Origin of the sequence: Shewanella sp. GD04112, assembly GCF_029835735.1 — a bacterium.
In the GTDB taxonomy this organism is placed as follows: Bacteria; Pseudomonadota; Gammaproteobacteria; order Enterobacterales; family Shewanellaceae; genus Shewanella.
This window is the reverse complement of record NZ_JAOEAL010000002.1, coordinates 146,782-168,566: the sequence shown is the minus strand read 5'-3', so window position 1 is coordinate 168,566 and position 21,785 is coordinate 146,782. Positions and strand designations below refer to the sequence as shown.

21 protein-coding genes are annotated in these 21,785 nt (G+C 45.5%); 14 read left to right on the top strand and 7 right to left on the bottom strand.

Annotated features, from left to right (window positions below; translation table 11 throughout):
* Positions 1-7 precede the first annotated feature (7 nt).
* From N7386_RS22240 to N7386_RS22185, 12 genes are all read left to right on the top strand, one after another.
* On the top strand, positions 8-727 hold the full coding sequence (locus N7386_RS22240) for a hypothetical protein (protein WP_011711602.1): 720 nt from the start codon (positions 8-10) through the stop codon (positions 725-727).
* Positions 727-3,585, top strand: a complete 2,859-nt coding sequence (gene mobH, locus N7386_RS22235; RefSeq protein WP_279771253.1) for a MobH family relaxase — start codon at positions 727-729, stop codon at positions 3,583-3,585. Before N7386_RS22240 ends, mobH begins: the two co-directional genes overlap by 1 nt.
* Complete coding sequence (gene traD, locus N7386_RS22230; protein ID WP_037426915.1) at positions 3,578-5,452, top strand: conjugative transfer system coupling protein TraD; 1,875 nt, start codon at positions 3,578-3,580, stop codon at positions 5,450-5,452. The genes mobH and traD overlap by 8 nt, the downstream gene beginning before the upstream one ends.
* A 12-nt stretch (positions 5,453-5,464) precedes the next feature.
* Complete coding sequence (locus tag N7386_RS22225) at positions 5,465-6,100, top strand: DUF4400 domain-containing protein (RefSeq protein WP_037426913.1); 636 nt, start codon at positions 5,465-5,467, stop codon at positions 6,098-6,100.
* Between the two features lie 114 nt (positions 6,101-6,214).
* Positions 6,215-6,613 (top strand): hypothetical protein, encoded by a 399-nt coding sequence (locus N7386_RS22220; RefSeq protein WP_279771251.1) that lies wholly within the window; start codon positions 6,215-6,217, stop codon positions 6,611-6,613.
* A gap of 71 nt (positions 6,614-6,684) precedes the next feature.
* Positions 6,685-6,969, top strand: coding sequence for a type IV conjugative transfer system protein TraL (locus tag N7386_RS22215; protein WP_011711597.1), 285 nt, complete (start codon positions 6,685-6,687; stop codon positions 6,967-6,969).
* Between the two features lie 9 nt (positions 6,970-6,978).
* Positions 6,979-7,635, top strand: coding sequence for a TraE/TraK family type IV conjugative transfer system protein (locus N7386_RS22210; protein ID WP_011711596.1), 657 nt, complete (start codon positions 6,979-6,981; stop codon positions 7,633-7,635).
* 5 nt (positions 7,636-7,640) lie between these two features.
* Positions 7,641-8,900: a type-F conjugative transfer system secretin TraK gene (locus tag N7386_RS22205; RefSeq protein ID WP_279771248.1), complete on the top strand. Its 1,260-nt coding sequence runs from the start codon at positions 7,641-7,643 to the stop codon at positions 8,898-8,900.
* 1 nt (position 8,901) lies between these two features.
* Entirely contained in the window at positions 8,902-10,260 is a 1,359-nt protein-coding gene (locus tag N7386_RS22200; RefSeq protein WP_279771246.1) for a TrbI/VirB10 family protein, read from the top strand.
* A gap of 3 nt (positions 10,261-10,263) precedes the next feature.
* Entirely contained in the window at positions 10,264-10,818 is a 555-nt protein-coding gene (locus N7386_RS22195; protein WP_279771244.1) for a hypothetical protein, read from the top strand.
* A gap of 6 nt (positions 10,819-10,824) precedes the next feature.
* Complete coding sequence (locus N7386_RS22190) at positions 10,825-11,088, top strand: hypothetical protein (protein ID WP_279771242.1); 264 nt, start codon at positions 10,825-10,827, stop codon at positions 11,086-11,088.
* A 9-nt stretch (positions 11,089-11,097) separates the two neighbouring features.
* The gene (locus tag N7386_RS22185) at positions 11,098-11,400 is read left to right on the top strand and encodes a hypothetical protein (RefSeq protein ID WP_279771240.1); all 303 of its coding nucleotides are present in this window, start codon (positions 11,098-11,100) and stop codon (positions 11,398-11,400) included.
* 705 nt (positions 11,401-12,105) lie between these two features.
* Here the strand turns inward: N7386_RS22185 and N7386_RS22180 are convergent.
* The 4 genes from N7386_RS22180 to N7386_RS22165 form a co-directional block, all read right to left on the bottom strand.
* Positions 12,106-12,852, bottom strand: a complete 747-nt coding sequence (locus tag N7386_RS22180) for a hypothetical protein (protein ID WP_279771238.1) — start codon at positions 12,850-12,852, stop codon at positions 12,106-12,108.
* Positions 12,853-12,972: 120 nt separating this feature from the next.
* Positions 12,973-15,006 carry an AAA family ATPase gene (locus tag N7386_RS22175; RefSeq protein ID WP_279771235.1) on the bottom strand — a complete coding sequence of 678 codons (2,034 nt, stop codon included), beginning with the start codon at positions 15,004-15,006 and terminating at the stop codon, positions 12,973-12,975.
* A gap of 491 nt (positions 15,007-15,497) precedes the next feature.
* Positions 15,498-17,738, bottom strand: a complete 2,241-nt coding sequence (locus tag N7386_RS22170; protein ID WP_011711575.1) for an AAA family ATPase — start codon at positions 17,736-17,738, stop codon at positions 15,498-15,500.
* A gap of 49 nt (positions 17,739-17,787) precedes the next feature.
* Entirely contained in the window at positions 17,788-18,384 is a 597-nt protein-coding gene (locus tag N7386_RS22165) for a tyrosine-type recombinase/integrase (protein WP_279771362.1), read from the bottom strand.
* A gap of 113 nt (positions 18,385-18,497) precedes the next feature.
* On the opposite strand from N7386_RS22165, the gene N7386_RS22160 reads away from it, so the two are divergent.
* Positions 18,498-19,226, top strand: a complete 729-nt coding sequence (locus N7386_RS22160) for a type I restriction-modification system subunit M N-terminal domain-containing protein (protein ID WP_279771234.1) — start codon at positions 18,498-18,500, stop codon at positions 19,224-19,226.
* Here the strand turns inward: N7386_RS22160 and N7386_RS22155 are convergent.
* Complete coding sequence (locus N7386_RS22155; protein WP_279771233.1) at positions 19,223-19,678, bottom strand: hypothetical protein; 456 nt, start codon at positions 19,676-19,678, stop codon at positions 19,223-19,225. The two genes, N7386_RS22160 and N7386_RS22155, sit on opposite strands and share 4 nt — an antisense overlap.
* 122 nt (positions 19,679-19,800) lie before the next feature.
* Between N7386_RS22155 and N7386_RS22150 the strand changes: the two genes are divergently transcribed.
* Entirely contained in the window at positions 19,801-20,013 is a 213-nt protein-coding gene (locus tag N7386_RS22150; RefSeq protein WP_279771232.1) for a helix-turn-helix transcriptional regulator, read from the top strand.
* A gap of 38 nt (positions 20,014-20,051) precedes the next feature.
* On the opposite strand, the gene N7386_RS22145 is transcribed toward N7386_RS22150, so the two are convergent.
* Both N7386_RS22145 and N7386_RS22140 read right to left on the bottom strand, forming a co-directional pair.
* A complete protein-coding gene (locus N7386_RS22145) occupies positions 20,052-21,164 on the bottom strand; it encodes a hypothetical protein (RefSeq protein ID WP_279771231.1) in 1,113 nt (370 codons plus the stop codon).
* Positions 21,164-21,760: a hypothetical protein gene (locus tag N7386_RS22140; protein WP_279771230.1), complete on the bottom strand. Its 597-nt coding sequence runs from the start codon at positions 21,758-21,760 to the stop codon at positions 21,164-21,166. Before N7386_RS22140 ends, N7386_RS22145 begins: the two co-directional genes overlap by 1 nt.
* Positions 21,761-21,785 lie beyond the last annotated feature (25 nt).

Below are 21,785 nucleotides of genomic sequence, written 5' to 3'. Positions count from 1 at the left end.
GGATTATATGAGTCAGACCAACGAGAACCCACAAGTTGCATCAAAGCGTACTCAGAAACCATCTGCAGTTCGTCAAGTTCAGCAGCGTAAATTCATTCTGAAGGAAATGGATTTCAAGAGCAGCGCCATCCAGCAGCTGTTTAGCAATGATGCTCGTCAGCAGAATATCAAATACAGCATTGCCCGTATCGCTGGTCTATTTGTGTTGACGTCTAACAACAAAGAAATCCGTGACCGTTTAGATGCGTGGTTTGTAGCTGAGCAAGAAGAAGCTGTTCGTCGCAGCACCCTTCTCAACACAATCCACAACAATGAGTTGTCTACCTCGCTTGGCAACAATGCCGATTTTGACGTGGTGACACCAGAATCGTTCAGAGTGACGTTCCAAATCGAGCACCCAATCTACTGGCGTGTAATCGACGTAATTTCCCAGATTGATGAATCTATCGCAGCTATTGAAAACCTCTGGTTAGCTGGCGTGATTTCTGAGTCAGTCAGCAACAATAGTCGCGGCATTGCGATGAACACCATGACTCGTTTCTTTGGTCGCATGAGAACTGTAGCTACAGATTCAGCTGACCGTAAGGGCGGAATTTATTCGTTAGACGCTTACAACAAAATCATGCAAACCATCACCCGCAACAATCCAGATGACCAGTCAGCCAATGACGACTCAGGGGCTGAAGAAATTGAGCAGGATTCCGGAAACCTGGTAGTGAACGCATAATGAAGAAAATAGCCAAGCTAGTTAGTTTGGCTGTTCGATCCTTCTTACTGGATGGCAAAACCCCAGATAAGAATGCGGTACGGATGGCTTTTGGTGGGATTGAAACTAAAGCGGTCAGCGAAGAGTTGGTAGAGACTTTCTACCCTCCCGTAGCTGACGGTGTAGCAGTCGTGAATCAAGCGAGAATCATTAAATCCAATAATGACCTAATCGATATGTCGATTCGTGAACTGGGTTTGACTGATATTCACCGTGACACGTTCAATCCTGCCAACCTATCTGAATACAATCAAGTCTATAACGCACAGACATTGGTTAGAGATGTGGTAGCGAATTTCCTTTCTTACGCTCACTTACTCCCAGCCTCAGAAAACCATCATCACGCAGCTGTTGGTGGTTTAGCACGTCACAGTCTTGAGGTGGCTCTGTTCTCCCTGCGTCACATGGCGTCGGTTGATATTAGAGAGACCAAATTTACCGACGAATTGCACGGAAAGAAAATCCGTTGGCAATATGCGGCGTGGGTAATCGGGTTAGTGCATGACATCGGTAAAGCGCTGCATGATATGACCGTGCAGGCCGATGATTCAGTCTGGAACCCACAACTCGAAAATATCTATGATTGGTCAGGGCGCAACCAAGTATCCCGTTATCAAGTGACGTGGAACTATGCAGACCGTCACGGCAAGCACATTGGGCTTGCATCATCCATGCTCAACACGGTACTGACCAAGGCAGCTAAGCAGTATTTGTTTGGCACTCAAGATGACCTTCAGGTCGCCATCTATGAAACCTTATCAGGCAGTATCGAAGTTAATAACTCACTGCGAGACAGTCTAAAAAAAGGCGAAGCGCGTTCCGTCCACAAAGACATGATGTGGCAATGGGACAGATTAACCGGTGCTCGCAAGATGCCACTGGAAGCAGCGTTTATTAAGCGCTTACAAATGATGCGTCGCGGCTGGAAGGTAAACGAAGAGAAAGCCGATATTTGGTGCCTGGGCGCCGAAGATGTGTACGTGTCTTACCCAGCAAGTTTCAACAAGGTGATGTCATCGCTCAAGGAAGATGGCTTTAACGTCCCAATGCAAGTCGGAAAAATGCTTGAGATGCTGGTAGAGCGTCAGCTATTTGAACCGCTGTTTGAGGATTACACCAGTGGCCACTTGCACCCTGTTACGAATCCAGAATGGACGGCAGGGCCAATCAAAGTCGTTAAGCCAAAATGGGCAGGCATCGTTTATGGCGAGGATATTCCGCAACGCGGCATTCATGGAAAAATCTCATTAACCCGTGACGATTCGCTGTTAATCCATTACGCCGATACGGGGTTAATCACCCTGACAGATACCCGTGAGCCAGACCCGCAAACTCCGGCTAACAACACGGCTGCACCAACCCAACCCGCTCCTGCGCCAACCCCTACTCCTGTGGTAGCACCGGTACAGCAGAATGGGTCGCAAACAAATCAAAGTAAGGCTCAGACAAAGAAACCGAAGAAGCAATCAGCTCGAGCGAGCACCAACACTCCGGCACCAGCACCAGCAACAACGCCAAGTGAGCCAGCGCCAGAGAAATCGCAAGTCGAAACTCAGGTAGAGCCAGAACAATCCAATACCAGAGCTCCGGCGCCAGACACCAAGGGTATCGTGTTTAAGAACATGAATGACACTCCGATAGTCAGTGAGCCAGCGGAGGCGGCAGTAGAGATAACTGAGCCAATAGCTCAAGAAATGCCTGTAGAAGTGTCGAAGGAAAAGACCTGTATTGAGCTGGTAATCGAATGCCTGTTAACGGCTAACAACACACTACATCGAGCAAAGCTGGATGGTGAAGTGCTGACATTGAATGCCAGTCTATTCGAAGAAATCGACCAGCAAATGAGAGGGCTTGGTTTTGACGAGGGTGCCGTGCTGACGGATTTGATGGATAACAAGTTACTGGTTCCAGACCCTAAAGCGCCGCGTAAAGTTATTCATGTCGTTAACAAACAAAAGTTCTACCAGCTGAAGCTAACCGACGTTCTGGCCAAGCCAGTGGGTGACATGCTGACTGAGCTTCAAGCTAAAGCAGATGAACGCAAAGCTAGAAAGCAAAAGAATAAAGCCCTAACCACCGAGGTCATTACAGAGTCGAATAACCTGCCCACGCAGGAGTCATCTATCAATGATGTGATTGATGGCACGATGACAGAAGTCGCGGAGCAAGATTTATCACAGTTAACGCCTAACGAAGTATCACCTGAATTAAGTGGTCAGTTTGATTTAGAACCGTCGTTCATTGATGACGCGGTAGATAGCTTGATTGCTGAAGACCAGGAGCAAGATTTATCTTCGTTAATGACTGACGAACTTCCACCGTTATCTGAGTACGCCCAAGAGATGTCCTTGGCCATGCCGGAGAATGAGCTGTCATGGTTTACGCCAGAAGAACTATCGATGTTAACTACTGACACGGAAACATCCGTACCCGTCGCTGAAGTGGCCATCGAAACCACCGTAGAGCCCGTTCCCACGACTGCGAGCGCTCCCCCTCCTGCTCCGCAGATATCGACACTTTCACAACTAAAAGACGCCACTGGTAATAAATCTCCGAAGGAAAAGAGCAAGTACCCGCCAGAGTTGCAAGTGTTCATTGCTTGGGCGATGGCTCGCGCAGGCAAGTCCGGCATTGACCGCCTCTCAGGGGTGATCCGAATCCAAAGTTTCGCGTTAACCACTTACGAGCAAGAAGCTGGGTTAGCCAAAAAAGAGGCGACTAGCCTCAAGCGCACAGCAGGCGACAACGCCTCAATTGCGACAGACAGCAACCAAGTTGCATGGATGGTATTTGAGACAGTAGGAATAGAGCATGAGTAAAAGCATCGAGACCAACGGCTTGTTCATGGAAAACATGTATAGGCCGATATATGAAATTAAATCCAGTTATGCTTGGGCTGGAGCTTCCTTGTTCACGGCAGGCTCGTGGGTATACCACGGGGTGAGTGGACACGATGTATCGCTGGTTGCAGTTTCAGTTATTGCGGCCACAGCTGGTATGTCTGTTAAGCGTTTAAAAGAAGCCTTACCGCAAATCCGTCGGCAGGTTAAGCTGGTCTACAACTATCAATACTTCGTTGAATCTAGCGCTTTGTGGGCGCTGAGCAAAACCCAGAGGGATAAGGCCTTCTTTGGTCGCGGCTTTGAGTGGACGATCACCGAAGCAAACCGAGCTTATCAGCTGGTGGGTAAACGCCCAGAACACGCTAAGGGTTTCTTGCCTTGGGCAGTGCGAAGAGCACTGAAGAAAGTCGAAGCAGATACCGAGAAATTAGAAGGTCGGCCGTGGATTCAGGGGTGTGGTGACGAGCAGGATTTGTGGCTGGATGCGTCGCTATTCTGGTCTCACAGTTTCTACACCGGATTACCAGGTGCGGGTAAAACAACGATGTTAACGCTTAACAGTGTTGGCGCCCTTTACCGTGGTAACTCTGTATTAGTGTTAGACCCTAAGAACGATCCAAACTGGAAGAACAGATTACGCGCAGAAGCGAAGCGTTTAGGCGTCCCGTTTTATTACTTCAACATTGCTGAGCCAAGTCAGTCGGTGCGTATCGACCCACTGGTGAACTTTACAGTGACGACCGAGATTGCATCGCGCTTAGCTAACGTCCTAGAAAAAGGTTCAGGAAGCTCTGAGGGTTTTCGCTCCTATGCCTGGGACTCATTCTACGTCACGGCTGAAGCATTACGTTTTATCGGTAAGCGACCATCAATCAAAATGGTCGCTGATTACATGCTAAACCGCAAAAGCGAATTAGCCCTAGCAGCCTTAAGCAAGATTATGACTATGCATTACGGGCCAGATTGGTACGCGAACATGGCGACCCAAATTGCCGAGGAAGGCCGCGGCAGTTTGCTACAGGGTTTAATCATGCGCTACCAACAGGTGTTAATCCCTGACGACAAAGGTGAAGACGCGGTATCGAGTTTTATTGGTTTCTTAACGCACGACCAATCTCACCAAAGTAAGATGTTAGCGACCACCAAGCCGATGTTAACCCAGTTAACCGCTGCGCCGCTGGACAAGATGTTAAGCCCTGACCCGAATGATACGGAAGACGAGCGTCCTATTATCGACATCAAGAAATTCATTGATACGGGCGGCGTGTTGTACATCGCCACCGATTCATCGGGTAATCCTGCAATTTCAGCAGCTACATCGAAACTCATTATGGAGGATACCTGCGCGGCAGCTGCTTCACGTTACAACTACGAAGGCGGAAAAGGGGTGCGTGTGTCGGTGTTTGGTGACGAAATCCACTCTGCACTCTCCGACGGCCTAATTAACTTAGCAGCGATGGGTCGTGGTGCAGGCTTTGAATTGCACCTATCTACGCAGGGTGTTCCCGATTTGATTGATAAAGCCGGTGAAGCAGTAGCGAGCCGGGTCCTGTCTTTAACCGCTAACTGGTTCTGTCTGCGAGCTCGAGATGATATCACCAGGGAGCGATTTGCGGCGCTACTCCCGGAGTATCCAATTAAGTCAAAGCAATGGCAGTTAAGCTCTAACACCGATTCGACCAGTAAGCTCCATAACTTCTCGGGCTCGGTGGGTGAGCGGATTATGGAAGCTGACAAGCCAGCGTACCCTCTTTCATTGATGTCGGAATTACCTAAGTTGCAGTACGTCGCACGTCTGGCCAACGGTAAGACCTATCAATGTCGTATTCCGATTTTACTGTAGTGAGTGTTGATTATGGACGATGTAGTTGAGAGTAAGACCCTGCACGGCAGGTTGATTTTAGCGGCTGGGGCATTAATCAGTATTTATGTACTGATTTTCATGCAGCCCCAAGAGCATAACGAGATGTTACGAAAGGAAATCTCAAATATCGAAAAGGCCATTAGCACTGAGGCGACAAAGGTTGTGGTGTTCAGGGCGAAGGGTTGGTACGAAGCGACGATGGTGGAATCTGGTTTAGCCGCGTTCATCGACCAGTATCACCAAGACACTGGCTTAAAGGGGGACCAGTTGTGGCGTACACCGCTTACACGGATTGCTCAAAACATCAAAACCATTTGGTATCAGTGTTTACTGAGAGTATCCCTGCTGATTTTCTGGTTCTGGATGGCCATTGGTTTGATAGCCGCGTCAGCGGTTGACGGATTGATGCAGCGGAAAATTAAGCAGCATGAGTTTACGGCGCCTTCGACGGGTTACTTCAGGGTTGCGCTCTGGTCAGGGATATTGGTCGCAATTCTGTTAGAGCTTTACTGCATTACCCCTGCGTTAATCTCCAATGAGATATTCCCGCTATTTCCACTATTCGCCGCAGTCATTATCGGTTGGTTGTTGAAAACCACCTTGGCTAACAGCGCGAAGAACATGTAACCCCCTCTTCCGTGTGCCATCTTTAATATAGATAGCACACGCTTTATAAATAACGTGTTGACAGTAACAAGCAAACAGTTAAAATTTGACCGTCACATTTAACGGAGATCCACAATGAACCAAAGCGCTAAAACCGAAAAGAAAGGACTGATCCAGCAGTTTAAAGAAGCCCCTGTTGCCGTAAGAGCGTTTTTCGCACTTATCGTTGTCGCGGTAGGTTGCTCATTGCTGTTTGCTGGAGAAGCAAGTGCGGTATCAGCATCTGGCGCGACCCTACACACTTTCTTCGACCAAATGTGGGACGAGGTAAAGGGTTTAATGACGGGTGCGCCTGCTAAGGCAATCATGGGTTTGTCGATTTTAGGCACTATCGCATTCTCAATGATTAAACCAAACCTAATTGGTTTCTTAGCATCTGTAGTCATAATTCTGGTACTAGCTAACGCTCCTACAACTATCGACGGCAGTTTAACTGTAACCGTAGAAGCGCTGAAAGCTGGCCTAGTTCACTAATAGCGACAATTTTTGCGGTATCAAGGAAGGGTGCAATCTTATATGCACCCTTTTTTTTCAAGGGGTGAGACATGAGTGAAGCGAGATTTCCTAAGCGTTGTAACGGCGCTATCAAAGTTGGAACTATCCACTGGGACTCAATCAAGCTGGCGGTGATTGTGATGGTTTTTGGTCTTGCATCAGGTCACATCAACTTAGGCATTATCGCGGCAATTACCAGCATGGCCGTAGTAGAAACACTGTTTAAAAAGTTTGGGCGTGGCGTATTAAAGCATCTGTTATGGGTAAACGGTTTGTGGATTTCCAAAGGGCCGGAAACCCTCATGTCACCAGCCATTCGTCGATTAATTAAGTAAGAGGTCAACATGCTTTGGAAATCGAAGATTAAAGAGAGTTACGACAATCTCAATATCTCTAACAAAAACATAGGTCGTTCTAATCTGGCACTAAGCATTAGCGTGGTGCTTTTGCTGTTCATGGTGATGACCAAGCAGACCGAAGTCATTGTCATGCCGAACGACTTTAAAGAGCCGATTGTCATGAACGGCAATAGCGTGACTCAAGAATTCAAAATCCAATGGGGCCTGATGATTGCAACCATTATCGGCAACATCACCCCCAAGAATGCTAAGTTCGTCATCGACAGGGTGACCAAGATGATCCCGTTAGAACTTAACCCCGATGAAGCGGAAGCGACGATGGCCGCAGCTATCGAAGAAATGGCGCTTAGGGGTGTTAGTCAGAAGTTCGTCCCGTCTGACGCGATATATTCATCTGTCACAGATTACGTATGGGTTGTGGGTGAACAAACCACAATCTCATTAAAAACAGGCGCAGCTGATACTACTGCATACACCTTTGAATTAAAAATCGGGATCCGAAACGGCAATCCCATGATTCTGGATATTCAACAATATCCAGCTGCTGTTAACCCTGCTCAACGTGAGCGTGAAATTCTCCAAGGTAAAAACGCAACAACGGCCTTGGATAAAGACAGTGTGATTAAAATCGAGTCACGGTGAGACCTATGAATAAAAGACCCCTTTCAACTGCAATCCTTCTTTCATTAATGATCGCTCCTGCTTTTGCGGCTGACGATGACATTTATTCGTTACCGACTGAATCGGTGAATCCGCAACGAGTACCTGTTTTGGGTACTGATTTCAATCAAGCAGAAGAAAAGCTACAGGCTGAATTAAACAGCCCTTATGCGAATCAACCTCTGGCCATCGATACGAGCCAAGAAATTGGTACCCAAACTGCATTATCGGTTTCGCCCAATGAACAAGCGCTCTATCAACAGCCAGTGACCCAGCCGCCATCGCAGCAACCGATGCAACAGGCAGATCATCAACAAGTCCCCACTTACGGCGGCGCGAGCCCTGTTAATCCGACGGCGATCTCCCCTGCCAATGCCGGAGAAGTCATTAGCCGTCGTGATGACTCAATGGACTACTTACGCAAGCAGTACAAAAGCCATCAAGTGATTGCATTGAAAGCCGGTGGCACAACGACATTGCCAATTTCGCTGTCAACCACTAACCGAATCGCGACCTCGTTCAAAAACGCCAAAATCACCACGTCAGTACCGAGTGATGCGGCGCTGGTTTACGGTGAGCAAGGTTTTGTGTACGTCACACCTGGCGTTAACGCTGGCGCGATTGACTTGATAGTTGAAGAAGATGGCGCACCAGAGACCGCAGTATCACTCTACTTGGTGCCATTAAACGTCCCGCCAGTGCTCGTGGAGTTAACCGTTAGCTATAACGCGAGTCAACGCAATGCAGCTTTGCAAGCCGTGTCTATCTACAGCGAGAACGCAGCTAAGGAGCTGGAATCGGCAAAACAAGCAGAGCGTGAGCGTATTGCTAATAACCAGCCCGTCGCTGACAGCCATGTTGACGATGTAATGACGTTACTGGAAGTTGTGGCCAAAGCCGAAGTTCCGGCAGGTTACGAACTACTTGAAGGTGACACCATTCCGGCGGAAGTGCGTTACCCGTGCGATATTCGCCAAATGCTCCCACTTTACCATGAAGTGAAACAACGCTTAATTGGATCCAAATTGGTCGTTGACATCATGGAGGTCAGAAACGATGTCAATGGCTTACGTTCATTCCGCGACGAGGCCTGCATGGGGCCTGGTCGTGAAGATGTGATGGCCGTTGGTGTGTTAGATAAAGCGACATTAGGCCCAAGGGAAAGCACCGAAGTGTACATTCTGCGTGACCGCAGCTACTTCGAGCGCCAAATGAAAGTTCCACGTCGTAGTCGTGTAGGAGGTTAACATGCAAGCGTTACAGGATTTAAAAAGCAAGTGGCTTGCGCTTCCGTCGAATCAGCGCACTATCGCGTTAATCGTGATATTGGCAATACCTGCTTATCTTGTGGCTGAAGCCATTTTCCCTTCAGCGCCGAAAACCCCTGTCAGCTCAATCCCAGCCAGAGCGAAGCCTATGTTTATGAGTACCATGGGGAGCGAGCGCTTGGAGTCCACCCAGACTTCCGGCCAGCTCATAGCGATGCGAAAGAAAATTCAAGAGCGTGAAAAAGCGATTGATGCACAGTACACCGAGCAAAAAGCTAGTGAAAAGCGAATTCAGCAACAGGTCGATACCCTGCAAATGTCTCAGCTTGAATCACAAAAGCGCCTCGAGACCATCGCGCATCAAATGCAAATGCTGGTTGAACAACAAAGCAAAAATGCCGCAACAGCACGAGACAGTGTGAGCGCGAAAGGAGCTCGACCAGAAAATATCGCCCAGCAAGCACCTTCATTGCCAAGTACCGAGTTTAGCCTAGACCCAATGGCAGGCCTTAAGTCGAATGTCGCCATGACCCCGCCAGTGTCAAAGCCTTTAACCATGAACCGTGGTGACGTGAGTTTAGGTAAGGCCGCTGCGACAGGTGCTGAAGCAAATGTTGGTAATGCGTCAACAGCCAAAACCCAAGTCGCAGCCAAAGCAAAACAAGCGATTTCTCAAGAGAATACAGGTTCTAGCAAGAAAACTGAAAAAGAGCCTGAGACATGGTTGTCAGCTGGCACAGTGATACCAACCGTCTTGCTTACGGGTCAACATGTACCTACCAGCTCATCGGCGCAATCAAACCCAGCTCCAGTGTTATTAAAAATCGTAGATGTTGGGGTGATGCCTAACGGTTTCACTATCGATCTAGTGGGTTGTACCGTGATTGGCGCGGCCCGTGGTAGTGCCAGTACCCGTCGTGTCGAAATCCGCGCTGAGAGTATCAGCTGTATCGACCAGAGAGGTCGTGCGATTGAGCAGCCGTTCATTGCCGCAGTGCAAGGCCAAGACGGTCATAGCGGTATCCCAGCCAAGTTAGTAACACTCTACGGTGAAGTGGTGAAGCAATCCTTCTGGGCAGGCATCTATGGCACTGGCGCCCAAACCCTCACACAAGCCGCGACCAATCGAGTGTCTGGAGATGTGGTTTATGACGGCACCTATTTCAAAAACACGGCGACCAGCTCACTTGCTGGTGGCTCAAGTACCGCATTCGACAAGATTGCTGACTTCTACCTGCAGTTAGCCGACGAAGCCAGACCGTATCTGGAAATGCACGGCGGTATTGAAGGTGTTGACCTCATTGTTCAACGCGGTGTTAGCCTCAAATATAAGGGTTAAGCAATGACAACCGAAAACGTAAATTCTGAAAAATTGGAACCGACTATCGGCGCTCTGGCTGAGCCAGAGCAAGCCGCTCCCGCTGAGGTTGCACAATCCGTCGCTGGGCCAACGCCAGCGACACCCGCGGCTCCGCAGGGCTTGTCCCCCGTCAAAATGATCATGGTGATGGCAGGCCTAGTGCTGCTATTTGGCGTGATGAAATTTGGCATGAGCTTCTTTGGCACGGGCGTAAGCGCCGAACAAACCAATACTCAATCCAAAATCGTAGTAGCAGATTTAGGTGAGATGTTTCAGCAATGGTCAAAGGAATCGGTTAACCAAGCGGATTTAAGCTCGGCGGCTCAAGAACTGGGACAGCTCTACTTTGACATGGGATACCTCGTCATCGATAGCAGCATGACGCTGCGCATTCCTGAAGAGTTCAAAATGGAGATCCCAAGAGCAGAGGTGTTGCTCCGCATTAAGCAAATTCGAAGCGAATACCAAGACGAAGGCAAAGTACCGCCATCGCCACAGCAGCTGCTTCAGATGGCCACGGAACTGACGGGGAATTAATTGTTTATGGCTGACATGGAAATCGAACAAGCGTTGTTGGCAGCGAGTGAACAAAACCAGCTAGCCCAGGTTATTGAGACTCACAATCTGGGTGAAACCCCACACTCACTGCGATTAGCCATCAACTTATTTGAGATTAACGCAGAGAATATCCAGCAACACCCCGAGGCAGCACAGTCCCTTCTGCGTTGCCCAATCCCAACGACATTTGGTGAGACCGAATCAATCAGGCGCACCATATTGTCACTGCTCACCCAAAAGCACAGTTAGGCAGGATGTATGGCCAGTAAGAAAGCAGCCAAAAAAATCACCGGCGATGACGAAAATGTTATGGGCTTACGCCAACAGCGTCCCATCCGTGTTCATTTACGTCGGCACTTTAGCGCGAGCAAATCAGAGTTAACTCGTGCCGTTGAGCGGTCACAAGAGATCTATAAAATCGCGCTTTGCTTAGGGGCGCTTGACTGCCTTTATTGGCAGGCTATGGGCTTAGGGGGAATAAAACTGGCCAAGGGCATTAGCCGCTTACTGGCTAAATCCTATCAACATCACCCAATACGGGTTAGCTCAACACCTATTTGACGTTATCAGAAGGAAATCATGGACGTAGCAACATCTTTTATTCAACTCGACCAGCCTTTGTTTATGCCTGGGATGCCGGAAACCTCCAAGGCCTTATCGGTGTTGTGCGTTTATATAATAGTTTGATAATTCTTAATAATGTTTGATCATTTATATAATAGTTTGATATTTTTTGGCTCTTTTGGTGAATGTGCGGATTAAGAGTTAGCACATTTTTGCCCCATTATCATTTAGAGCGATTGAATTAGTGCCGTAAGTTACTGGAAATTTTCCTTACTAAACCTCATATTGGTTACTGCTAACGGATTGCATAAAAAGTAACGAAATACGAATTAATATTCGTTATAGTGTTTTGTGGTACAACTTAAAATGTCTGTCGCTCTGGGACAAAAGCGCCTTAACTGCGCTGGCTAAGGTAGGAAAGTTCCGAGTAACATTCATCCTAAATTAGTAGTTCCCAGATTGTCTGAGGTGTAAAAAATACCTCTTATCTAGTCGCCGAGTTTACTATTTCACAACAAGATCAAGCCTGAGCTAGTCCAATTAAAGTAGACATTTCCAAATTTCCTCAATCTCTGAGTGTAGGGAAGAAGTTTCCCCTTCCTTTTTGCGACTTGGCTTCGACTCTTGGATTGGCAGGATTTCACGCTGACCAAGTGTGATAACACATGGTCAGTCAGTTGATTAGCAGTCTGCTTCTATAAATTAATTGATATAGCCGTAGCCTAATTGATTGGCTGTTAAGTCATCACCCGATTCGTCTACAAGACGCTTTCCGTAAAGTGTATGCTCAGAAATTTTTTGCCCAACAAACTCCCAGCGATTGCTATCACTATCTCCCTGATACACTCGGGTTGATAAAGTGGTTCCCGCTGGATACCAAGCCACGATGTTATAGACTTCCACCACAGTGCTATCAACGATTGCTAATGCAGTTTTATATTCTAAACTCTCACGTTTTTTAGCCGATACGTTGTGCCAAAATTGTCTTACATAATCGTATAAGCGATTTTCAGATAGAGTCGGTGAATAAGTTCGATTGATGAAAAACATCATACATTTCTCATCGATGTTACTTACACATATAGGGTCTGCATCAAAGTACTTTAGCTCCTCAACCTTCATGCGCCCACGCGAAACTCCGTGTCCCCGAACCTCGTTAGTAAGATTTTCCATTCCAATCGAATCAATAATCGCCGCCTCAACCTCAAAGGCCACATCCTCGCTGGATAAACCACTACGGAGAATCTCAACCAGAGGCTCTCGTCCTAGACTGCGTATTTGATCGATCATCGTCGTCTTTCTAGACTCTTTAACATTTTCCTTTAGATGGTCAAATGCACGGTTATTCCCAGATGCTTTACCTACATAAAATATTTTCCCTGTAAATGGGTCAATTAACGCATAAACATAAAACCCTAGATGTTCCTTCACTCTCTGCGAAAACTTCATTTTCTGCTCCATGGATGAACTTAATTAATTACAATAGGTAGAATACTGTATCTTTATTAAAAATCGATTTTAACTTATATCACGTCACAATATTTACTGAGTTCGAGCTGACTTTAAAATTTAGCGGATAAATCCGATACGAGGTTGCCCTTGCTTGCGGTTGTTCTCGGCAGTGAGAAGTACAAGGGCAGTCGCGCGGTGGTCGCGCTTAGGTTCAAAACGTTGGCGTCTTGCCAAGATGGCGAAATCGCCAGGCGTTAATTGGTTTAGCGTGTTTAGGGTGCTTATCTCTTGGTTGGTCAGGCGTTTAACGCCAAAGACCTGCTTATATAGTGCTTGGCGCTGCTCAGAGTTCAGATAGTCACACTCTAACTTAACGTCAAAGCGGCGCATAACCGCACTGTCGATACTGGCAAGCGCGTTAGTAGCTGCAAACACTGGCATGGTGTTGCACTCAAGCTGTGACAGTAGCTCATTCACGAGCTGCACTTCATAGAGCGCATGAGCGCTATCACGCTTGCTGAGCAGACTATCAACTTCATCAATGAGCATCAGCTTTTGCTGCTTGTGCGCTTGTCTGAAGAGCCTAGCGACGTTCTGCTCACTGTCGCCGACATACTTGCTTAGTACGTCAGAGCATTTGATGTGCATCAGCTCATAGCCGTGCATCTGGGCTAAGTGGTGTACCCATGCTGTTTTGCCTGTTCCAGTAGGACCACTGAGCATTACCCTAATCGGCAGGGCATGTTCAACCGCATGGTTGATTGAGGCGAGTACCTCAGTGGTTGAACTGCCGTTGTGTTTAAAGCTGAACATGCTGCTATCAAATGCCAATTCACCTTGATACTTCGGGGGTGGTGTTTCTTCACCGCAGGCTTCCAGTGTGGCTTCTATAACTTCATCCACGATTGATTCAGCCTTGCCACCTTTAAGCTTGAGTGTCATGGCAACATGCGCTGCATTACCGACCATGGCAGGTGTGACATTGGGTTTCTCAGCCAATAACAGGCGGTAATCTTCAGAGACCTTCAGTGATGTGAGTAACTGCTGCTGGATAGCATAAGCAAAGGGTTCATCCGGTACAGGCACTTCCATGACCAACTTAAAACGGCGAATAAAGCTCGGCTCCAGTAAGTCCACGTGGTTGGTTATCCAAATGGCAGGTACACGGTTTTGCTCTAATGCCTGCATTACCCGTTCTTTGGAATACTGCTCATCCGCTTGCAGAAACAGCGCTTCGCATTCATCGACCAATAGCAAACTGTCTTCACTACCAGATAGCAGTCCTTGTAATAAATTAAGATGGGCAAGACGTAACGTCGTCGCTTTTCCGTAGCTGCTATTACTGCGGTATCGGTTCTCGATGAGCTGTTCACTTTTCACTTCAAGCAGGCTGCGTTTTACCGTCTTCGCCAGTGTTCGAGCCAACTCAGTTTTACCTGTCCCCGCCTTGCCGTAGAGCAGAATATTCACGCCGACGATAGGGGCTTTGGTAATGGCGGTTAGGTACTTTGCCAGTAAGTCAGTATTCACATGCGCAAACTGCGACAGGTCAAATTGTGCCTCGGGGCTTTTACTGAGCATCGGTGCTAGAAAGTCCACGGCACTGGTGAGCTTGCACTTCACTAATATCGACACCAAGGCAGTGGGCATAATCAACTGGGAAGGGTCATCCAGTGATGCGTCAGAAATCAGCTGATACCGCTCGAACACGGCTAACTGCGAAAGGATGATTTCTAAATCCAGCTTGGCTTTTGCCTGTAACATACGTTCAAGCACACCGAAGTCGGCATCGACGAGTGAGTCTGTCAGCTCCTTGAGTCCAGCATTGGCATTCATCACTATCATGAATTCAACCACCGACTGCATCTGCGGCATTAAGCCGAACAGCTGACAAAGAAATAGTGCATTATGGTGCACCATTTCAGTGTTCTGCGGTGCGCGGTCTTTACTCTGGAGTTTGACTAATACCTCATCCAAGCTCACGCGCATAAAGGGTTCGACAGACTCGCCCGTTAAAGCCCCCAGAACAGAGGACGTCACATTTTCATCGTCGTTAATGACTGAGAGGATTAACTCCTCACTGTAGCGGCACGCCAGATAGTGGCAGTGATGGGCACGCCATTGGCGCGAGGGTTTAGCGCGTTTTAGCATGAAGTTTTCCTCGTATTTACTAGGCAGAAATTAAATTCTCGAATAGAAGATTGGTAGGTGCCCGAACTCGACCTAGCAAAGTTCATTCAATCTGAAAATGTAAAAGGTACAGACGTACCAATACCGTGCATGACTTGGCGCTGCATTCTTTGCTTTATTTCAGCTATATGAGATTTATGTGTTGTAGCTTTAGGTGTGAAGGATTGAGACAACCTGAGGTTGACATCAGTTATTAATATTACACAATTAAAACAAAATTTCAGCTTCTATTTTTGACACGGTTAGGGATTAAATGTAAAGAACGAAATCCAGATAAACATCAATTATTCAAAGAGTTATATAAAATTCCATTTTGGACAAATCGGCACTATTAAAGCTAAAGCAGACTTAAGTTAACTTTTGGTGAAATGGCTCGTTTTATGAGAAGTAAAATGCCCATTTTGGGACAGAAGCGACTTAGGCAAGAGTCACCCATTGGCATTTGCTATGCGCTACATCGGTAACTCTATAGGTGTTGAGTCTGCTTCTTCTCCCATCATCATATTGTAGTGTGAGAGATGGCCAGCATAATCAAAGACTTTTTTGAACACAGATATATATAACTCTGTTGAGTCATCTGGATGCTGAATATAAAGGTCGTCTGGGAGACAGTGGGAACCATCATTAATCCAATACATTAGTGAGTTGCAAATTTGTTGCTCCTGCAAATTTTCAAATTTTGATAATATATCGTCATCACTAAAGCGTCCGAGAATCTTGAAGTAGTTCTCAATTATTCTACGCATCGTGTTTTGGATGGTAATACCGGAGTTTGCATTTCGTTCTTTTAACTCACGCCAGAGTAATTCGTATGATGATTCAATAGGATTCTTTTGTTCGTATGCGCTTACACTAGTGACATTGTTAGCTTTTCTTAAGATCCAAAAATTTGTGTCCTTACAGCCATTTGAACGACCATTTTGAAATGAAGCCTCTTTATGGAAATACACATTGTGAGTCAATAAGATAAGTTGCTTTATACTGGACTCTTGATCTGTTTTGATTTCTCGAATGAGGTCTTTAACCAGAGCACTAACAATATAAAGTACGTTGCTATCAAGACTTGATATTGGATCATCGATAACTACAACCCGATCTTCAGCTATTTCTTCTTCGGAAAACGAACCACGGGTTAGTTGATAGAAGTAGAGGAAAGTAATGAAGGTTACTTCTCCTTCACTCAAAGTATCTTGAGCTTGTTCTCCATCTAGGCGTTCAATACTGTAATGGTTCGGAAGAGTTGTTGATGGGGATATTTTGAAGTTAAGGAAGCCAAATCCAACCAACAACCTATTTATTTCATCGACTGTAGGTTGGACACTTGTCATATTTCGACTCAGATCTTTAATATCCCGTGTTAGCCCAGATTCCTTAGTTCTTCTTTGGGTAAGGTTTTCAGATATCTTTGTGACAGCTTTATTTCGTCCTTTAGTTCCTTTGTTGTACTTCTTTAAGTCGTCTTCTATTTGATTCGTTAAGAATCGCCAAATCTCTTGAATAAAAACAGCTAGAGAAGAGTCGAAGTCTCGGGCTAGTTTGTTATGTTTATTCAGGGTGTCGTTTGCTTCTTTAATTAAGCTGTTAAGTTTAGCTATTTCCGCTCTGGAGCTTGTAACATTTACTTGTAAGCTCGCTTTTTCAGATTTTGAAACGAACTCTAAGTGATTAGACTTTATGATGTTCTTTAGGGAGGTTAAATGAGTTTGATATAGGTCAGTATCGAGCTTCGTATCGGTATTTTTCTTCTCCGTATCCAGAGTGTTTTGAAATTCTTCAAGAAGACTATCTGTCATACTCCGGTATGAACGTTCCAATGTTTTGACCTGTTCAATGTCTCTTAAGAACGTGTCATCAAAATATCTTTCAAGTTCTTTTTTAAACTCATCATCAATCGTATTCTGTTGGCAGAATGGGCAACGAGAGTCTGATCCTATGTAATTTCTACCTTGGTTTACCCAGTCATTATTACTGAGGTGCGAGATTAGCTCTGAAATTGCAACATCGGATTTACCAATAATTACTTTTGACCAAATACTATCTTCTTCTATCGTTGGAAGGGTTGTGCTAGTTGAAGAGCTGAGTAAAGGGTAAACAGGTGGTCTCTCTCCCAGTAAGGTTTTGCCTTTTGTTTGTAATTCTTCTAGTGATAAGAGTGCTGTAGAACCCGTGTTAGTTAGCTCTGAAAGCATTTTGTCTCGGAATCTTGCCTTACTACCAATGGAGCCTGTTAACGCAGAGCGAAATTCGGATTCATAAGATTTAAAGACTTTCCAGCAACGTTCAGTTATATCATTCTCTGCATCATTAGTGGCATCCGTCTGCTGATTTAAACTAACAATAAGGCGTGCAATCTGATCTTGTTCATTTTGCAATGATGCTTTTTTTTCTTTGATGGAATCAATCTGTTCTTTTGTCGCTTGGCCAAGCGTGAAAACACCAGCGATATCACTAGAGCCAAAATTCTTTTCTCTGAATGCTTTGTTATAAACTAGAGTGCCTAATGGTCGCTCGTTTTCCCATATGATTTGGCAGTGCTGATACTTGTCATCATTGGGTTGACTTAAGTAAGTTGATGCAGTGGTTTTGCCGCAACCATTAGCGCCATAGATGAAATTGATCTTTTTTAGGTCAGACAAATGAACACCTGAAGCATTGTATGTTGCAACGTTTGCTAATTTTAATGAGCGTATCACTGCACACCTACCTCTCTGAGAAGTTAATATTAAATCTTGGGAAGATACCCTAGGTCTCACAACTCTCCGAAATCCTTAGTGCATCCTCGATCTCGACACCAAGGTATTCAATCGTGCTTTCTAACTTAGCATGACCAAGAAGTAATTGAATAGCGCGTAAGTTCTTGGTTTTGGCATAAATTAATGATGCTTTGGTTCGCCGTAACGAATGGGTTCCGTACTGACTGGTATCGAGCCCAATATCACTTACCCAGCGATTTACCAGCGTCAGGTAGTAGTGGTAAGACAAATGTTGGCCTTTGCGCCGGTAACTCGGGAACAAGTAGTCCGCCATTTCCAGATGATTGGTAAAGATCCACTGCGATAAGGCTTGCTGTGTTTTAGGGGTGATCTCAAACTGGACTTCTCGATGGGTCTTCTGTTGTCGGATGGTGGTTCTGGATAGCACTGTTCCGCTGCGGGAGACATCGCGAACTTTCAGGCTCAGTAAGTCACAAGAGCGAAGTTTGCTATCGACCGCCAGATTAAACAGCGACAACTCTTCAAAGCGCTTTTCCAACTCCAGCCGAATACGAATTCGCCAAATATCCTCCAGTTTCAGCGCTTTCTTCTGCCCAACACGTATGCCCTTGTTCCAAGCGTCCATCATCTTATGTCCTCTTTTTGATAGAAAACATTTAAAGTAAGGCACAAACCAATGAAAACATGCCAATTTCGAGGTATTGTTTTTCGATCTAAACGTCACAAAAGTTGCCAAAGATGAACGAACTGGAACAAGAATTTCTAAAATCATTAGAAAAGAAGCTATGGAATGCTGCTGACAAACTCAGAGCAACGCTCGACGCCGCGCAATACAAACACGCTGTCTTAGGGCTAATCTTCGTCAAATACGTCTCAGATGCGTTCTCCATGCGTCAGGATGAGATTAAAGCCGACCTCACTAACCCAGAGCATGAGTATTACTTAGATCCGGCTGATTTCTCACAAGAAGAATTGGCGGAAGAGATCGCCACCGAGCTAGAAGTTCGCGATTTCTACACCGAGAAAAACGTGTTTTGGCTACCGACTGAATCCCGTTGGAAGTTCCTGCAAGACAACGGCCCGCTGGTGATTGGCGGTGCTGATTTGGTGATTGACGGTAAGCCTAAGAAAATCACCTCTGTCGGTCACTTGATTGATAACGCGCTGGAGGGCATTGAGCGTGATAACCCAAAACTCAAAGGCGTACTGAACAAGCACTACGCGTCGCTCAAAATCGACCAAGCGAAATTGAATGAGCTTATCAACCTGATTGCGACGATCCCGTTCACGCACAAATCACTTAACAGCAAAGATATTCTTGGACATATCTACGAATACTTCTTGGGTGAATTTGCCCTTGCTGAAGGCAAGAAAGGCGGTCAGTTCTACACAATGTCATCTTCAATTTGTTTTAGTAAATGCCATCTTGGAGTTTTTCTAAATAGTGTTACAAAGTCAGCGGCTTAATCCCAGTCAACTAGTTCCTTTACAGCTACATCATACATATCTTCATTGAGCCGACTCAGAAGGCTCTCATCATCAAGAAACCTAGCCAATCGCGTAACTATACTAGCTGGATGTCGTTTTAGCTCTTCGGCAATTTGTCTACATGTATAGGCTAGGTCAATCATATCGTATAGCAGCTCTTCATCATCTTTAGACCAGATCTTGCCGAAGTTTTCTGGCAAATCTAGCTCCCCGGTCAGATAGCGGTGATAGAAGTCTGATAGTTCACCAATGAATACTTCTGATGTTACGCCGGTAGGTGAGATATGTTGGTAGCGCCCAGACCTAGGCCATAAGTACCATTGACGATCTTTGTAATAGAGTTGGTATCTGTATTTGCTGACTTTTCTAAACTTAAGTCCTGGGTGATTCAGTATTCGTTCCAGCTGCTTTTGTTGACTACTGTTCCACATTCGCTCTTCCCAATTTTCTTATGATGGGTAAAGAGTAACGCAAAATCCACAGAATGAGCGATATATCCCGTGGCGATATATTCGTTACTTAGTGATAGTTCTGTTTTTTGAACAGGGCTGTTATGAAAGATCCACGTTTAGTCGCATTTGGGGAAAGAGTACGCCAGATAAGAAAAGAAAAAGGATTGTCACAGGAAGCCTTGGCCGATCTAGCAGGCATCGACCGCAGTTATATGGGGCACATTGAGCGTGGCGATCAAAACATCACACTTACTAAAATCTATCAGATATCTGAAGCTTTAATGGTGTCAGTTTCAGATTTGATTTCTGACTAAGTATAACGCCCTTCTTTGCAAGAAGGGCGTTTAATCTGCTAAAAAAACACTACTTGGCGATTTCGTAATACATTACCGTCATATTTATCTTTCAAAGGGTTAATCGCTTTTTGAACAGCTTCAGCAAGGTCATTAACTTCGTTGTAGAGTATCCTTAATGCCTCTACTTTTTCTTCTGCATTGAATATCTTTCTTGACTCATCAGGGACGATTAGCGCGTTTCTTTCGTCATCAAGATATGAAATGATTAGCAAGTATGAACGTAAGTTATCAAGGAGTGTAAGCGGTAGGTATTGGCTGCAAGACAATCTTTCGTTCATAGAATAGGCAATCGCAGCAATGTCATAACTAGTCAGTTTTTTTGCTTTTGATTTTTTATAATCTGGCATGTCGGCAATGATGTTTTTCATTAACCGAGTTACTTTTTTAAGGTTGCCGCCGTACTGCGTATCTCTGTCATTTACCTTCTTGATATGAAGAAAAGGCTTGTTCTCGATTAAAGCATGATTGTCTTTGTCGTAAATATTTACTGCTCTGAAGTGCTCAAACTTTGATCTTTGGTAGTCATGTGTATCGTGCCAACTACTTGGAACGATATCCACTTTTCGTTTGAGGCTACCCCCACTAAGGGCAATCGACTTGGCCCCACTAGTATTTACGTCAGCGGCATGATAGCGAGACTTGAGTTTCGCTTCCGACTGAAGTCTCAGCTCTCTTATTATATCAACCATTGACCGAGTATCGCTTGAATCTGAGTAATAGGTACCGGGCAAAGCTGGTCTTTGGACAGTAATTACGTCCGATTTCAGTATCAACATATCTACGTCAGAATGACCTTCGATATGAATATCTAATGCAACAGAGCCTTGCATTCTAGCTTCGGCATTTATTCCAGACGTTTTGAGCATGTCAATCAGTGTTGATGCTACTCGTTCACCCTCGTCTTTCGAAACTTTTGTAGACTCTTGGCTGACTGCCGCCATTGAACCAATTACATATTTTATCGCAGCATTTTCATGTAGTTTTTCATGCGCCTCTGTCGATCTTAGATCGCCATAGTAAGAATACATTCCTTTTTCCAGGCGATCTCTTTCGGCTGTCCCTTGGCGACGATTTTTTAGGTTTGCTAATCTGTTTTCAAAGTTGATCATTATTGTTCTTTCCTTAAAGTCATTCTTCCGAAAGTCCTTCTCCCGTTACTATTAAAGTAAGCAGCATCGCCTTGGTTTAGATCTTTGTTAAAAACTAATTCGCAATAGCCTTTGTGAGAATTCAATTCATGAAATTGATTAGTATCAGGGTTATTCGTATAGCTATAGTGAAGAATCCAGCCGCCTTTTGTTCCTGGCTTTTTGGCTAGAGTAGCGGTATAGCTTTCGCTTGAACTCTTTGCCGTTTTTAAAGTTATAGAGATTTTTTCCCAAGTTTGCTCAATGTCTATTTCGGCGTCCCAATTGTGCTTTATGGAGCCGTCTTCATTTAGCGTTTCACCTTTCACTGACCATATGCCAGTAATATCCGGGATGCTAAAGAATGGAATTTTCCAGCCAAACCGATCAAAACAGTAGTGAAGGACAAAATAAATTATGGCTGGCGTTATTATGGCAGTTGCGAATGCTTCTATGTTTGTAGCTTCATATAGCCAAACCAATAACGAAGAAACAGCACCTGTTAAAATTACAGATGCAACACCGAGCCATCTTCCTATAGTGGCTCTGCTGTGCCCAAATATTGCGTAGTCGTGCATATGTTTGCTCCTATGAATTCAGTAA